We start from the raw sequence: 13,823 nt of genomic DNA on the forward strand, positions 1-13,823 counted from the left end.
CGTTCGACCGCACTGCATTAACGTCTCAGGGAAAGGTCAGTTAAAGGTTAGATGCCATGAAAATCGCCATGATCGGAACGGGCTATGTGGGGCTGGTGTCTGGTGTGTGTTTCTCCGATTTCGGTCATGATGTCGTTTGCGTCGACAAGGACCCGAAAAAGATCGAGATGCTGGAACGCGGGGAAATCCCGATTTACGAACCGGGTCTCGACCGGCTTCTGGCCAAGAATGTCGAGGCTGGCCGGTTGTCGTTCACGCTGGATTTGCCAAGCGCCCTTCACGAGGCGGATGCGGTTTTCATCGCTGTCGGCACGCCCACGCGGCGCGGGGACGGCCATGCGGACCTGAGCTATGTGATGGCCGCCGCCGAGGAAATTGCCCGCATCGCGGACCATTACATCGTGATCGTTACCAAATCCACGGTTCCGGTCGGCACCAACCGGCAGGTCAAGCAGGCCGTGAAGAAAGCCAATCCCGATCTTGATTTCGATGTCGCCTCGAACCCGGAGTTCCTGCGCGAAGGCGCGGCAATCGACGATTTCATGAAGCCCGACCGCGTTGTCGTCGGCGTTCAGACCGAGCGCGCCGCCGAGGTCATGGCCGAAATTTATCGCCCGCTATACCTGCGCGAATTCCCGATCCTCACGACCGATCTGGAAAGCGCCGAGATGATCAAATACGCGGCCAACGCCTTTCTGGCGACCAAGATCACCTTCATCAACGAAATCGCCGCCTTGTGCGAGCGCACCGGCGCGGATGTCAAGCAGGTGTCGCAGGGGATGGGGCTGGATGGCCGCATCGGCAAGAAGTTCCTGCATTCCGGTCCCGGTTACGGCGGCAGTTGCTTTCCCAAGGATACCCGCGCGCTGGCCCGGACGGGGCAGGAATACGGTATCCCGATGCAGATCACCGAAAAGGTCATCTCCGTCAACGAAGAGGTCAAACGCCGCATGATCGACAAGCTGCTCGACATGTGTGACGGTTCGTTCAACGGCAAGACCATCGGCGTTCTCGGCGTGACCTTCAAACCCAATACAGATGACATGCGCGAAGCCCCGTCGCTGACCATCATTCCCGCGCTTGTGGGCGGCGGTGCCAAGGTCAAGGTCTGTGATCCACAGGGCCGCCACGAGGGCGAAACCCTGTTGCCCGGTGTCCAGTGGGCTGACGATCCGTACAAATGCACGCACAAGGCGGATTTGCTGGTCATCCTGACCGAATGGAACGAATTCCGCGCGCTCGATCTCAAGCGGATCGCCCGCAAGATGGCCACGCCCCGTCTGGCCGACCTGCGCAACATCTATTCGGTCAAGGACGCGAAACGCGCCGGGTTCGAAGCCTATGAAAGCGTGGGCCGCGCCGGGTTCCTGAAAGAATCGTCCGAAGATGACACCGACGGCTGAGACCCGTTCAACGCTCCGGTAAAATCAGGATGGCGCGGAAATCGTTGACGTTTGTCAACGTCGGGCCGGTGACAACCTGATCGCCGATGGTTTCGAAAAACCCGTGCGCGTCATTGCGCGACAGGGCCGTTTCCGGGCTGCATTCCGCCTTTGTCGCTTTCGTCAGGGTCTCGGGGCCGATGATGGCGCCCGCCACTTCGGCGGCGCCGTCCACACCGTCGGTATCGCAGGCGATGGCGTGGATACCCGATGCCCCGTCCAGGGCGATGGCCATGGCAAGGGCGTATTCCGCATTTGGCCCGCCCACACCGTCGCCCCGGCGGGTCACGGTCAACTCCCCGCCCGACAACAGCAAGACAGGCGCATCGTCCGGCGTCAGGGCCGCCTTCAGCTCCAGCGCAAGCGCGGCATGATCAGATGCCAATTCGCGCGCTTCCCCTTCCAGGGCATCGCCAAGGATACGCACGTTCAGCCCCGCATCACGCGCGATCCGCGCCGCCGCCTCCAGCGATTGCGATGGCGCGGCATAGATCACGTTTTCCACGTTCGACAGGCGCGGATCGTCAGGGGCGACAACGCCGCTCTGCCCCTCCAGCACGTCGCGCACCGAATGCGGCACGTTGATATCGTACCGTTCCAGAATGGCCCGTGCGTCATCCGGTGTGCTGGCATCGCCCACCGTCGGGCCCGATCCGATCATCGCCGGATCGTCCCCCGGCACGTCGGAAATCATCAGCGTCAGCATCCGCGCCGGACAGGCCGCGGCGGCCAGTTGCCCTCCCTTGACGCGGCTCAGATGCTTGCGCACCACGTTCATCTGTCCGATCGGCGCGCCCGAGGCCAGAAGCCCCTGGTTGACGGCCTGTTTTTCCTCCAGCGTGATCGCGCCCGCAGGCTGCACCAACAGCGCCGACGCCCCGCCCGAGATCAGCGCCAGCACCATATCGTCCTTGCCCAGAGTCCCGACCAGATCCAGCATCCGGGCGGTCGCGTTCATGCCCGCCGCGTCCGGCACGGGATGCGCGGCCTCGACGATCTCTATGCCCTGACAGGGCCGGGCATAGCCATACCGGGTGATCACCAGCCCCTCGCAGAGGCCATAGTCCTGCTCGACCGCCTCGGCCATGCGCGCGCTGGCCTTGCCTGCGCCGATCACCACCAGCCGCCCGTCCGGGCGCGGGGGCAGGGCGCGGTGCAGGCTTTGCATCGGGTCGGCGACCTCGACCGCGCGGTCGAACAACCGGCGCAAAAGGCCCTCGGGGGCGTCGACCGAAGATGTCCCGGCCACGATCAGCCGCCCCGCTCGATCAGAACATCCACATGCGCCGCTGCACAGCGGGCGAGCGCTTCAAGGTTGTAGCCGCCTTCCATGCAGGACACGACGCGCCCCTTGCAATGCGCATCGGCCAGATCGCACAGGCGGCCCGTCAGCCATGTGAAATCACTCTCGTCCCACTGCAACTCGGCCAGCGGATCGTCTCTGTGGGCATCGAACCCGGCGGACAGGATCAGCAATTCGGGGGTGAAAGCTTCGAGCGCCGGAAACACCTTTTCCTCATAGGCCTGTCGCATGGTGGCGCCATCCGAAGCCGGGTCCAGCGGCAGGTTCAGAACATTGCCATGTGCGCCGCGCTCATCGGCCCTGCCAGTGCCGGGCCAGAGCGGAAACTGGTGCGAGGACACGAAAAAGCTGCGCTCTTCCGACCACAGCAGGTCCTGCGTGCCATTGCCGTGATGCACGTCGAAATCCACCACGGCGACGCGGCTCAGCCCATGACGCTCCATTGCGTGGCGCGCGGCGATGGCTGCCGTGCCGAACAGGCAGAACCCCATCGTGCGCTCGGTTTCGGCGTGGTGGCCGGGCGGGCGCGTGGCGACAAAGGCATTGCCCACCTCGCCCCCAAGCACCAGATCGACGCCCTTCAGCGCACCGCCGACGCCGCGCATTGCCGCATCGAACGATCCCGGCGACATCCATGTGTCGGCATCGAGTTGCACGATTCCCTCATCCGGTTCCGCACTGCGCACCCGCTCGATATGCGATTGCGGATGGACGAGGCGCAGGTCGTCTTCGCTGCCCATCGGGGCCTCGAACCGCTCCAGTGTCTTGCCGTCGATTGCGGTCAGGACATGCTCCAGCCGGGCGATTTGCTCGGGGTGTCCGTCCGGCGTGCGGTGTTTCAGGCAATCGGTATGGGTGATCAGCGCGGTCGTCATGAAGCCTCCGGGTGGTTTGCAGGGAAAATGAGCGTGAAATGCACCGCTTGTCCAGTGCAGGCTTGTTGGAAACGCGCACCCGTGCAAATCTTGGGGCAATGGGAAACGATATTCTACAGGCTCCGCACGAGATCGCCTTCAGTCTCTGGGCGCAGGCACAATTCTTTATCGCGGGCCTGATGCGGCCCTGGAATGCCTATCAGGTTGCTATCGCCATCGGCCTGTTCATTGCGGCGCATTTCCTGGCGCGGCTGCTGGGGCCGCATGTCCATGCATGGATGCGCGCCCGCGAAGGTTGGCCGAAATGGCGGATGCGCTTTCTGGTGATGCTGCATCGCCGTTTGCGGCTGATCTTTTTCGTGGCGTTGATCTGGCCCACCGTCTGGATCATGCAATCGACGACATGGCCCAGCCGGTCCTATCTGCTGGACATACTGGCCAGCCTCGCCCTGGCATGGCTGATCATCACGATCGTCACACGGTTCATCGTCAACGGGTTCATCCGCACCATGGTGCGCTATGTGGCGTGGACATGGGTCACCCTCGGCATCCTCGGACTGACGGACGAAACGCAGCGCCTGCTCGACAGCGTCGCCATCGAACTGGGCGATATGCGCCTGTCGCTATGGGTGATCCTTCAGGCGATTACCGTGATCGCGGTGTTGATGTTCGGCGCGCGCTTCGTGTCGCGCACCACCGCCGCGCAGATACGCCAGAACAAGGAAATTTCGCCCTCCATGCAGGTGCTTGCCGTCAAGTTCCTGCAAGTGCTCTTGTACGGTGCGGCGTTCTTCATCGGATTGCGAGCCGTGGGGGTCGACCTGACCGGCCTTGCGGTCCTGTCCGGCGCCATCGGCGTGGGTCTCGGTTTCGGCCTGCAAAAGGTGGTGTCGAACCTCGTGTCGGGGGTGATCCTGCTTCTGGATCGCTCGATCAAGCCGGGCGACGTGATTTCGCTTGGGGAAACCTTCGGCTGGATCAATTCCCTTGGCGCGCGCTATGTGTCGATCACCACGCGCGACGGCAAGGAATACCTGATCCCGAACGAAGACCTGATTACCGGGCAGGTGGTGAACTGGTCGCATTCCAACGATTACGTGCGGCTGGATATCTATTTCGGCACGGCCTATACCGACGATCCCCATACCGTGCGCCGCATCGCCATCGACGCCGCCAAAGGGGTCGAGCGGGTGCTGGAATTCAAACCGCCCGTCTGCCACATCGTCGGGTTCGGCGACAGCAGCGTGGATTATATCCTGCGATTCTGGATACGCGACCCCACCGGCGGGCTGACCAACATACGCGGCAATGTCTATCTGGCGCTCTGGGATGCGTTTCAGGAAAACGGCATTTCCATCCCCTTCCCGCAGCGCGAGGTCAGGGTGCTGGAAGGGTCCACACTTGAGACGCATCAGGCCGATCCGGCATTTTCCGCGGATGACTGAACAGGCGTGATCCGGCGCGCGCTTATTTGTGCCATACGCGTTTATTGAAATGTCACGCGCGTGTTGCTACCTTTGAACCATGCCCGGCACCGGGGCAGATCGGTGTGCAACGAAGGAGGACTATGTCCTGTCTTTTACGGCTGATGCGGCTGGGGCCGCTGAACAAGGGGTGTCGGTTATGACCCCCATCAAGGACGTGACAAGCGAAGTGCAGCTTGACCGCATCCTTTCCTCGCTCGATGATGACAAGGCCGAAGATGTCGTGCAGATCGACCTGCGCGGGAAATCCGCGTTGGGCGATTTCATGGTGATTTGCTCGGGCCGGTCGTCGCGGCAGGTGTCGTCGATCTCGGAAAAGCTGGCCGACAGGCTCAAGCAGGAGCTCGGCATTCTCTGCAAGGTCGAGGGCAAGGAGGCCGGAGATTGGGTGCTGATCGACACGGGCGATGTGATCGTCCATGTCTTCCGCCCCGAGGTGCGCGAGTTCTACCAGCTTGAAAAGATGTGGCTGCCCGCAGGGCAGGCTGCCTCCGCCGACAGCTGAATGCGCGTCCATATTTGCGCCGTGGGCCGGTTGAAACCCGGCCCCGAGCGCGATCTGATCCAGGATTATCTGACCCGTTTCGATCGTTCGGGCCGCGCCCTCGGGCTGGGCCCTGTGCAGATGCACGAGGTCGAAGACCGCAAGGGCGGCGGCATGGCGACCGAGGCCGCCTTGCTGTCACGCAGCCTGCCCAAGGGCGCGCTGACGGTCATGCTGGATGAACGCGGCAAAACGCTCAGTTCCCCGCAATTTTCCGATCATCTGGCGGGGTGGCGCGATGCCGGGTGCGGCGACGTGGCGTTCGTGATCGGCGGGGCCGACGGGATCGCGCCCGATCTGCGGGCGCAGGCGGAATTCAAACTGTCCTTCGGTGCGATGGTCTGGCCGCATATGCTGGTGCGCGTGATGCTGTCCGAACAGCTTTATCGCGCGGCATCTATTCTGGCTGGCAGCCCCTATCACCGGGCCTGACGCCTCATGAAAAATGCGCGGCCCGCCGGACCGCGCATCGCATTTTGAAATTTCCGGAACTCAGTGTCCCAGAATCTGGCTGAGGAACAGCTTGGTCCGGTCCGATTTCGGGTTGTTGAAGAACTCTTCGGGTTCGTTCTGCTCCACGATCTGCCCCTGATCCATGAAGATCACCCGGTTGGCCACCTGCCGCGCAAAACCCATCTCGTGGGTGACACACAGCATGGTCATGCCTTCCTCGGCCAGTTCGATCATGGTGTCCAGAACCTCCTTGATCATCTCGGGATCGAGCGCCGAGGTGGGTTCGTCGAACAGCATGATCTTGGGCCGCATGCACAGGCTGCGGGCGATGGCCACCCGCTGCTGCTGCCCGCCCGACAACTGGCCGGGATACTTGTTGGCCTGTTCGGGGATCTTCACCTTTTCAAGGAAATGCATGGCCGTTTCCATTGCTTCCTTGCGGGGGACCTTCCGCACCCAGATGGGCGCCAGTGTGCAGTTCTCCAGAATGGTCAGGTGCGGGAACAGGTTGAAGTGCTGGAACACCATCCCGACTTCGGAGCGGATCTTGTCGATGTTCTTGAGGTCGTTCGACAGCACCGTGCCATCCACCGTGATGCTGCCCTTCTGGTGTTCCTCCAGCGCGTTGATACAGCGGATCAGCGTGGATTTCCCAGATCCCGACGGCCCGGCGATGACGATCCGTTCGCCCTCGTAAACCGTCAGGTCGATGTCGCGCAGCACATGGAACGCGCCATACCACTTGTTCATGTTGTTGATTTCGATAGCGACGTTATCCGAGACCTGCATCCTGGAGCGGTCGATATTACGATCAGTAGCCAGCTCTGACATTGGCGTGATCCTTTCTTAACGATGTCCGGTCTGAAGCTTGCGCTCCAACCACATGGAATAGCGGGACATGCCGAAGCAGCAGATGAAGAACAGCAGCGCGATGAAAGCGAAAAGCTCCCAGTAGATGCCGTTCCATTCCTGATTGGCACGGATACTTTGCGACAGGCCGATCGGGTCCAGCAGGCCGATGATCGACACCAGCGTCGTGTCCTTGAACACGCCGATGAAGGTCGACACGATGCCGGGGATCGAGATTTTCAGGGCCTGAGGCATGATGATCAGCCGCTGCGCCTGCCAGTAGTTCAGGCCAAGGCTGTCGGCCCCTTCGTACTGGCCCTTGGGCAGTGCGGCCAGGCCGCCGCGGATCACTTCGGCCATATAGGCCGAGGCGAACAGCGTGACCATGATCATGACCCGCATGATGATGTCGAAATTCGTGCCCGGCGGCATGAAGTAGTTCAGCAGAACCGACGCCACGAACAGCAGCGTGATCAGCGGCACACCCCGGATGAATTCGATGAACCCGACGCACAGCGTCTTGACGATCATCAGGTCGGATTGCCGGCCAAGCGCCAGCACGATGCCGATGGGCAGCGAGATGCCGATCGCGACCACGCCGATCAGGATCGACAGCATGAAGCCCCCGAACGCACGGCTTTCGACCACCGGAAGGCTGATCGGGATGATGTCTGCGAACAACCCGGCGACAGGCCCCGACAGGAACATCCACCACACGATCGCCACGACAGCCGCCGCGATGATCGAGCCAAGCGCGCCAAGCGTCGATTGCCCGTATTTCGCAATTCCGAACAACAGGGCGAACCCGACAGCGGCCATCACCGGCACCCAGATCGTTCCGCCCCACAAAAGCCAGGGCATCAGGAACGGATAGGCCGCCGTCACCACCAGCAACTGGCGCGGCACACGGCCGAACAGAACCGGCGCCAGCGCCACGAACAGCAGGATCAGCGCAAGGTTGGGCCGGAAATAGGACGGCAACCAGCCTTCGGCGGGTGGCGTGCTGACCGTTGCATCGGGATAGGCCGGATAGGGCGGATAGAACCCGTACAGCAATTGCAGCCAGCGATCCTTGATCACCGCCCAACAGGCGTGATGCGTGTCACCCCATGTTGCGTTCATGATCTCGCGACACTCGGTCAGCGATCCTGCATTCCAGACCGATTGAAAGGTCCACGGAATCACGCCCGACAGCACGTAATAGATGAGCAGGACGGACAGGATCGTCAGCGTGGAGTTCAGCCAGCCCGAGAACAGGTTCTCGCGCATCCAGCCGATCACGCCGATGGAGGTTGCCGGTGGCGCCTGCTCTGGCAGCATTTCGGTGCGGACAAAGGAATGTTCAGACATCTTACCGCTCCACCAGTTTGACACGATTGTTGTAGAGGTTCATCACCCCCGAAATCAGCAGCGAGATGATCAGGTAGATCAGCATCAGGAACAGCATGCATTCCATCTCGCGCCCGGTCTGGTTCATGGTGACCCCGCCAAGCGTGCCGGTAATGTCGAAATACCCCACGGCAATCGCCAGCGAACTGTTCTTGGTCAGGTTCAGGTATTGCGAGATCAGCGGCGGCACGATCACCCGCAGTGCCTGCGGCAGCACCACAAGGCGCATGATCCGGCCCTGACGCAACCCAAGGGCCGCGGCGGCCTCGGTCTGGCCGTGACTGATGGCCAGAATGCCACCCCGGACGATCTCGGCGATGAAGGCCGCCGTATAGAGCGACAATGCCAGCCACAACGCAATCAGCGAGTTGCGCATGTAAATCCCGCCGGAAAAGTTGAACCCTTTCAGTTCGGGATAGCCCAGGTAAAACCCGAGGACGGTCAGCAGGATGACGGTCGGGATGACGATGATGCCAAGGTTGATATACCATGTCGTCGGGCGCTCGCCGGTCGCGTTCTGGATCGCCTCGGCGCGCGCCGTGACCTTGCGTGCGGCAAAGATCGACAGGCCCAGAACGATCAGGAACGCCAGGAAATCCAGCGATACATCCATGCGCAGGCTGGATTGCCCGAACAGGTGAATATCGCCCAATGAGCGCGAGAACAGCGGCTCGGGCACATAGAACCCCCGGTTGGTCAGCGCGACGCTGTCGAAAATCTTCATGGTGGCGGCCGGGTCTTCGCCCCGGAACGCGCGCGGCATCGGCAGGCTTTCGATCAGGATCGCCATCGACAGGACGATCCACAACAGCACGGGGATGTTGCGGAACATTTCCACATAGACGGCCATGATCTTGGCCACCAGCCAGTTCTTGGACAGGCGCAGAACGCCCACCATGACGCCGATGACCGTCGCCGTCGCACAGCCCATCGCGGCCACGATCAGGGTGTTGATCAACCCGATGAAAGAGGCCCGCAAATGCGTGTCCTGATTGTCGTATTCCAGAAGATGCTGGTTGATGTCATAGCCTGCGGCATCGGTGAAGAAACCGAACTGGATCGGTTTGCCAAGCGCCGCAAGGTTCTGAATCGTGTTGTTGATCAGCCAGGCTGCCAGCAGCATGAAGCCCATCAACGCGATGATCTGGATGGTCATCGAGCGGTACCGGGTGTCATACAAAAGCATGGACAACCGGAACGACTCCTTGGGAGGGTCGGTGTATGTTGTCATATGGGGTTCCCCGTCTGTCGGCCCGGTCCGGTTTTTTGTGCGGCTGCCGTTCTGGCGCCGTGGGCCGATCGTTTGGTCCGGTAAAGCGAGAAGGGCGCGGGTTGATCCGCGCCCTTCATCGGTTCAGGTCTTAGCGGAAGGGCGGCGAGTACAGCAGGCCGCCGTCTTTCCACTGGGCGTTCAGGCCACGAGCCAGACCCACCGGCGTGTTTTCACCGATGTGCTTCTCGAACAGCTCGCCATAGTTGCCACCGGCCGCGATTGCCTTGACGGCCCAGTCGGCCTCAAGGCCCAGCATCTCGCCCAGGTTACCCTCGGTGCCGAGGATACGGTTGACCTCGGGGCTGTCGGTGCCGTTCGAGGCCATGTCCTGAATGTTGGCCGAGGTGATGCCGAATTCTTCGGCAGCGATCAGCGCGTTCAGGGTCCAGCGAACGATGTCGCCCCATTCCTGGTCACCGTGGCGCACCAGCGGGCCAAGCGGCTCTTTCGAGATGATTTCCGGCAGAATCACATGCTCTGTCGGGTTCTCGAAGGTCGCCCGCGTCGCGGCCAGGCCCGATGCGTCGGTGGTGTAGGTGTCGCACGCACCGGCCAGGTATTGTTGCTGGCCTTCGGCGTTGGTTTCGATCGGAACCGGCTCGTATTCCATGTCGTTCGCGCGGAAGAAGTCCGCCAGGTTCAGTTCGGTCGTGGTGCCGGTCTGGATGCAGACCGTCGCGCCGTTCAGTTCTTTGGCCGAGCTCACGCCAAGCGACTTGGGCACCATGAAGCCCTGACCGTCATAGTAGTTCACGCCGACGAATTCGTTCTTCAGGTCGACGTCACGGCTGAGCGTCCAGGTGGTGTTGCGGGCCAGCATGTCGATCTCGCCCGACGACAGCGCGGTAAAGCGCGTCTTGCCGGTGGTCGGCACGAATTCCACGGCCGACGCGTCACCAAGAACAGCGGCCGCTACAGCACGGCACACAGCGACGTCAAAGCCCTGCCACTCGCCGTTTGCATCGGGCGCGGCAAAACCGACCAGGCCGGTGGTCACGCCACAGTTCAGCTTGCCACGCGCCTTGATGTCGTCCAGCGTCGCGGCACCAGCCACGCCAGCCGTCAGGCCGGCGACAGTCAGCGCGCCAAGAAATACGGTTTTTTTCATGTTTACCTCTTCCTGATTATCCACCCTTGACCGGGCGGTTCATCCAACCTCTTTCGGGTCGGGGCTATACTGTAAAAAGGGTTAGTCCCCCCTCAGTAATAGCGATTTTGTCTGGATTCATAACGAAACGTCAAGCCCTGGATCACGAAAAACAATGGCCATCCGCATAGGGTTCCGCAGGGGAATGCTGACGGCTTTCGCAATCAGGACGTGCCTGCCGCAAGATCGTGAAAGCGTTTTGCGGCCCGAAACTCAGATTCTTTCGTTTCGGCCTGCTCTCGCGCCTCTTCGTCAATTCCCCACAGTTCTTCCTGCCAGGTTTCGTCGATCCGCGACAATTTCCAGAGTGCCCCGATATCGTGCAACTCATGCAGCGCCGCAAAGCCGATGATCAGCGATCCGGACAGGCCGACCAGATCATGAAACGCCGTCAGGCGATAGGCGTCCATGCCGTGAACCTGCTGCGCTAGCATCGCAAGCGCCTTGGGATTCTGGGGGGTGTGCATGACGCCGATGACGGGTGTCAGCCGCGCCCCCAGGGCCTCGTCTGCCCAGTCCAGCAACGGGTCCCACGCCTCGGCCTGCCGCGCGACAAGCTCGGCGGGGCTTTCCGCGCGATAACACAGCAAGTCCGAATCCCCGTAATCCGCGATCATCTGTGCAACCTCGGCATGCTGGTGGCTGACCTTGTCGATTGCCGCATTGGCCGCTCGGGTCACCGGCATGCTGTTGGGGTCGATATGCTCTTCCTGAGCGTCCCATTCTTCGGCAATTGCCTGCGCCATTTCCTGCGTCGGCACGATCAGGGGTGCCTTGGCGGGGGTTTTCACCGCTCTCCCGTCCAGTTGAACGGTATAGCCTCCGGGGGCTTCGACCGCCTCGGCGGTTTTCCAGAAACGCTTGGCCTTCCATTCGCTCATTCGGCTGTCTCCCACAGATGGTTCAGGCAGGCGGGCAAGTCGCTGAAATCGTCGATCACACGGACGGCATCGCGCAGGGACGTGCGCGGGTGATAGCCCCAGCTGACGCCGATTCCCGCCATGCCGGCGGCGCGGGCCATCTCCATGTCGAAACTGGTATCGCCGATCATAACCGCATCGCTCGCGGAAACGCCGGTTTCCGACAGTGCGGCCTGCAACATCGCCGGGTGCGGTTTTGACGGGTGATGGTCGCTGACCTGCTGGGTCACGAAATACCGCCGCAGATCATGCGCCTCCAGCAGCTTGTCCAGCCCCCGGCGCGATTTTCCCGTGGCCACGCCCAGCAGGATCTCGGGCACGTCATGCAGCGCCTCGATCGCCTCCAGCGCACCGGGATACAGCGGCGAGGATTGCGCCGCCCCGGCCTCGGCCCGCAACGCGATATAGGCCTCCTTGTACCAATCCACCATCCGCCCGTGCTGCGCGGCATCCAATTCGGGGGCCAGCCGCGTCATCGCCACGTCCAGCGACAGGCCGACAATGCCCAGAACCGTATCGCGCGCGGGCAGGGGATGATCGGCGCGCTCGAACGCATATGCCATAGCCGCCAGAATATCGGCCTGACTGTCCACCAGCGTGCCATCGACATCGAACACGACCAGACGCAGCGGGGCGCTCATGCCAGATCCTCGAACGGGTCCTCCGGGGCCTCGGAGGGCTGCCATTGGAAAAACTCCCAGGTGCGCGCCATATGCTCGGGCAGCGGGGCCGTCAGGTGCAGCGTTGCGCGCGTCACCGGATGTTCCAGCGTCAGGGACCGCGCATGCAGGTGCAGCTTGCGGCTGATCTCGCCGCCCAGTTGCGCACCCCAGCCATCGCCAAGGTTTTCCTGCCCCGATCCGCCGTATTTTCCGTCACCCACGATGGGATGCCCGATCTCGGCCATGTGCGCGCGCAGCTGATGGGTGCGCCCCGTGACCGGGATCAGCCCGACCCAGGCACAGCGGCTGCCGGCGGCCTCGATCACCGCGTAATCGGTGGTGGCGTGTTTCGCGCCCGGCGTCGAATCGACATCGCGGGGATGCAGGCACAGCATCTTTTCACCTTCGCCCCCGGAACCATGTCCCGGCGCTTTGACCAGTCCGAAACGGATCGTGCCCATGCGCGGCATGGGGACACCGGCCACGGCGGCCCAGTAAATCTTGCGCGTGTTGCGATGCCGGAACGATGCGGTCAGCGCCTTGGCCACGGCCCGGCTGCGCGCCAGGATCAGAACCCCCGAGGTATCCTTGTCCAGCCGGTGCACCAGACGCGGCTTTTCCTCCAGCCCGAATCGCAGCGCCTCGGCCAGACCGTCCACATGGCGCGTCTGCTTGCTGCCGCCCTGCACCGGCAATCCGGGCGGCTTGTTGAGCGCAATGATATGATCGTCGCGATAGATCACGGCGTTCTGGATCATCCTAGCGTCGGCATTGCTGACCTGCGGCTTGGGCGCGGTCTGGATGTCTCCGGGCTCGGGCAGGGGCGGGATACGCACCTGCTGCCCGGCCTCCAGCCGTGTATTGGCCTTCACCCGCCCGCCATCGACGCGCAATTCGCCTTTGCGGCACATCTTTTCGATGCGGCCCTGCGGCAGGTGCGGAAACTGTCGGCGCAGCCAGCGGTCCAGCCGCTGATCGGCGTCATCGGCGCCGACCGTAAGTGTTTGCACACGGCTCATGCCCAGATCCCCCGCGCCAGCCACACCCCAAGCACCAGCCCCGCCAGCGACAGCACGACCGACAGCACCACATAGAGCCCCGCCGATCCGATCTGCCCGCGCTCATACAGCGTGAACGCCTCCAGCGAAAACGCCGAAAACGTGGTGAACCCGCCCAACAGGCCGGTCATCAGCAACGGTTTCAGATGTTCGAGGTCGCGATGAAAGGTCAGCACGATCAGAACCCCCATAAGGAATGAACCGATGATGTTCACCGGAATGACCCCCAGGGGAAAACCGCCCTGCCAGTGACGCAGCACCGCCAGTCCCACGCCAAAGCGCAGGGCCGAGCCTATCGCGCCGCCAAGGGCCACCTGAAGAAAGGTCATGATCATGGCCGCGTCTGTCGCCCGCTCCCCTTGAATTGTCAAGCTGCGCAGATATGTGCGCCACAGTGCCGGGTGCGGTGAATCCGCTTTAACCT

The 13,823-nt window shown here is 62.3% G+C and carries 14 protein-coding genes; 4 read left to right on the forward strand and 10 right to left on the reverse strand.

All coding sequences use genetic code 11. From position 1 onward, the window contains the following. Nucleotides 1–56 precede the first annotated feature (56 nt). Entirely contained in the window at nt 57–1,403 is a 1,347-nt protein-coding gene (locus tag KPG71_RS15310; RefSeq protein WP_216338890.1) for a UDP-glucose/GDP-mannose dehydrogenase family protein, read from the forward strand. A 7-nt stretch (nt 1,404–1,410) separates the two neighbouring features. Here KPG71_RS15310 and KPG71_RS15315 read toward each other — a convergent pair whose 3' ends face one another. Both KPG71_RS15315 and KPG71_RS15320 read right to left on the reverse strand, forming a co-directional pair. Next, nucleotides 1,411–2,691: a glycerate kinase gene (locus KPG71_RS15315; protein ID WP_216338892.1), complete on the reverse strand. Its 1,281-nt coding sequence runs from the start codon at nt 2,689–2,691 to the stop codon at nt 1,411–1,413. Nucleotides 2,692–2,693: 2 nt separating this feature from the next. After that, nucleotides 2,694–3,620, reverse strand: coding sequence for a histone deacetylase family protein (locus KPG71_RS15320; RefSeq protein WP_216338894.1), 927 nt, complete (start codon nt 3,618–3,620; stop codon nt 2,694–2,696). Nucleotides 3,621–3,718: 98 nt separating this feature from the next. Between KPG71_RS15320 and KPG71_RS15325 the strand changes: the two genes are divergently transcribed. From KPG71_RS15325 to rlmH, 3 genes are all read left to right on the forward strand, one after another. Then, nucleotides 3,719–5,065 (forward strand): mechanosensitive ion channel family protein, encoded by a 1,347-nt coding sequence (locus KPG71_RS15325; RefSeq protein WP_216338896.1) that lies wholly within the window; start codon nt 3,719–3,721, stop codon nt 5,063–5,065. Nucleotides 5,066–5,243: 178 nt separating this feature from the next. Next, nucleotides 5,244–5,609: a ribosome silencing factor gene (gene rsfS, locus KPG71_RS15330; protein WP_253196300.1), complete on the forward strand. Its 366-nt coding sequence runs from the start codon at nt 5,244–5,246 to the stop codon at nt 5,607–5,609. Beyond that, nucleotides 5,610–6,080, forward strand: a complete 471-nt coding sequence (gene rlmH, locus KPG71_RS15335) for a 23S rRNA (pseudouridine(1915)-N(3))-methyltransferase RlmH (RefSeq protein WP_216338900.1) — start codon at nt 5,610–5,612, stop codon at nt 6,078–6,080. Between the two features lie 60 nt (nt 6,081–6,140). On the opposite strand, the gene KPG71_RS15340 is transcribed toward rlmH, so the two are convergent. The 8 genes from KPG71_RS15340 to crcB all read right to left on the reverse strand — a co-directional run bounded on the left by KPG71_RS15340 (nt 6,141) and on the right by crcB (nt 13,734). Next, entirely contained in the window at nt 6,141–6,932 is a 792-nt protein-coding gene (locus KPG71_RS15340) for an amino acid ABC transporter ATP-binding protein (protein WP_073035717.1), read from the reverse strand. Between the two features lie 15 nt (nt 6,933–6,947). Beyond that, nucleotides 6,948–8,300: an amino acid ABC transporter permease gene (locus KPG71_RS15345; RefSeq protein WP_216338902.1), complete on the reverse strand. Its 1,353-nt coding sequence runs from the start codon at nt 8,298–8,300 to the stop codon at nt 6,948–6,950. Nucleotide 8,301: 1 nt separating this feature from the next. Then, nucleotides 8,302–9,570 (reverse strand): amino acid ABC transporter permease, encoded by a 1,269-nt coding sequence (locus KPG71_RS15350; RefSeq protein ID WP_216338904.1) that lies wholly within the window; start codon nt 9,568–9,570, stop codon nt 8,302–8,304. 130 nt (nt 9,571–9,700) lie between these two features. After that, nucleotides 9,701–10,720 carry an amino acid ABC transporter substrate-binding protein gene (locus KPG71_RS15355; RefSeq protein ID WP_216338906.1) on the reverse strand — a complete coding sequence of 340 codons (1,020 nt, stop codon included), beginning with the start codon at nt 10,718–10,720 and terminating at the stop codon, nt 9,701–9,703. A 203-nt stretch (nt 10,721–10,923) separates the two neighbouring features. Further along, nucleotides 10,924–11,640 carry an ATP12 family chaperone protein gene (locus tag KPG71_RS15360; protein ID WP_216338908.1) on the reverse strand — a complete coding sequence of 239 codons (717 nt, stop codon included), beginning with the start codon at nt 11,638–11,640 and terminating at the stop codon, nt 10,924–10,926. After that, the gene (locus KPG71_RS15365; protein WP_216338910.1) at nt 11,637–12,320 is read right to left on the reverse strand and encodes an HAD-IA family hydrolase; all 684 of its coding nucleotides are present in this window, start codon (nt 12,318–12,320) and stop codon (nt 11,637–11,639) included. Before KPG71_RS15365 ends, KPG71_RS15360 begins: the two co-directional genes overlap by 4 nt. After that, entirely contained in the window at nt 12,317–13,360 is a 1,044-nt protein-coding gene (locus KPG71_RS15370; protein ID WP_216338912.1) for an RluA family pseudouridine synthase, read from the reverse strand. Before KPG71_RS15370 ends, KPG71_RS15365 begins: the two co-directional genes overlap by 4 nt. Beyond that, entirely contained in the window at nt 13,357–13,734 is a 378-nt protein-coding gene (gene crcB / locus KPG71_RS15375; protein WP_216338914.1) for a fluoride efflux transporter CrcB, read from the reverse strand. Before crcB ends, KPG71_RS15370 begins: the two co-directional genes overlap by 4 nt. Nucleotides 13,735–13,823 lie beyond the last annotated feature (89 nt).

It is taken from the genome of Roseovarius sp. PS-C2, assembly GCF_018862045.1.
GTDB lineage: Bacteria > Pseudomonadota > Alphaproteobacteria > Rhodobacterales > Rhodobacteraceae > Roseovarius.

Excerpts from the sequence above, each read along its gene's own strand:
- KPG71_RS15350 (WP_216338904.1), bottom strand. The coding sequence starts at position 9,570 with ATGACAACATACACCGACCCTCCCAAGGAGTCGTTCCGGTTGTCCATG.
- KPG71_RS15360 (WP_216338908.1), bottom strand. The coding sequence starts at position 11,640 with ATGAGCGAATGGAAGGCCAAGCGTTTCTGGAAAACCGCCGAGGCGGTC.
- KPG71_RS15365 (WP_216338910.1), bottom strand. The coding sequence starts at position 12,320 with ATGAGCGCCCCGCTGCGTCTGGTCGTGTTCGATGTCGATGGCACGCTG.
- crcB (WP_216338914.1), bottom strand. The coding sequence starts at position 13,734 with ATGATCATGACCTTTCTTCAGGTGGCCCTTGGCGGCGCGATAGGCTCG.
- KPG71_RS15325 (WP_216338896.1), top strand. The coding sequence starts at position 3,719 with ATGGGAAACGATATTCTACAGGCTCCGCACGAGATCGCCTTCAGTCTC.
- KPG71_RS15320 (WP_216338894.1), bottom strand. The coding sequence starts at position 3,620 with ATGACGACCGCGCTGATCACCCATACCGATTGCCTGAAACACCGCACG.
- KPG71_RS15345 (WP_216338902.1), bottom strand. The coding sequence starts at position 8,300 with ATGTCTGAACATTCCTTTGTCCGCACCGAAATGCTGCCAGAGCAGGCG.
- rsfS (WP_253196300.1), top strand. The coding sequence starts at position 5,244 with ATGACCCCCATCAAGGACGTGACAAGCGAAGTGCAGCTTGACCGCATC.
- KPG71_RS15340 (WP_073035717.1), bottom strand. The coding sequence starts at position 6,932 with ATGTCAGAGCTGGCTACTGATCGTAATATCGACCGCTCCAGGATGCAG.
- KPG71_RS15370 (WP_216338912.1), bottom strand. The coding sequence starts at position 13,360 with ATGAGCCGTGTGCAAACACTTACGGTCGGCGCCGATGACGCCGATCAG.
- KPG71_RS15355 (WP_216338906.1), bottom strand. The coding sequence starts at position 10,720 with ATGAAAAAAACCGTATTTCTTGGCGCGCTGACTGTCGCCGGCCTGACG.
- rlmH (WP_216338900.1), top strand. The coding sequence starts at position 5,610 with ATGCGCGTCCATATTTGCGCCGTGGGCCGGTTGAAACCCGGCCCCGAG.
- KPG71_RS15310 (WP_216338890.1), top strand. The coding sequence starts at position 57 with ATGAAAATCGCCATGATCGGAACGGGCTATGTGGGGCTGGTGTCTGGT.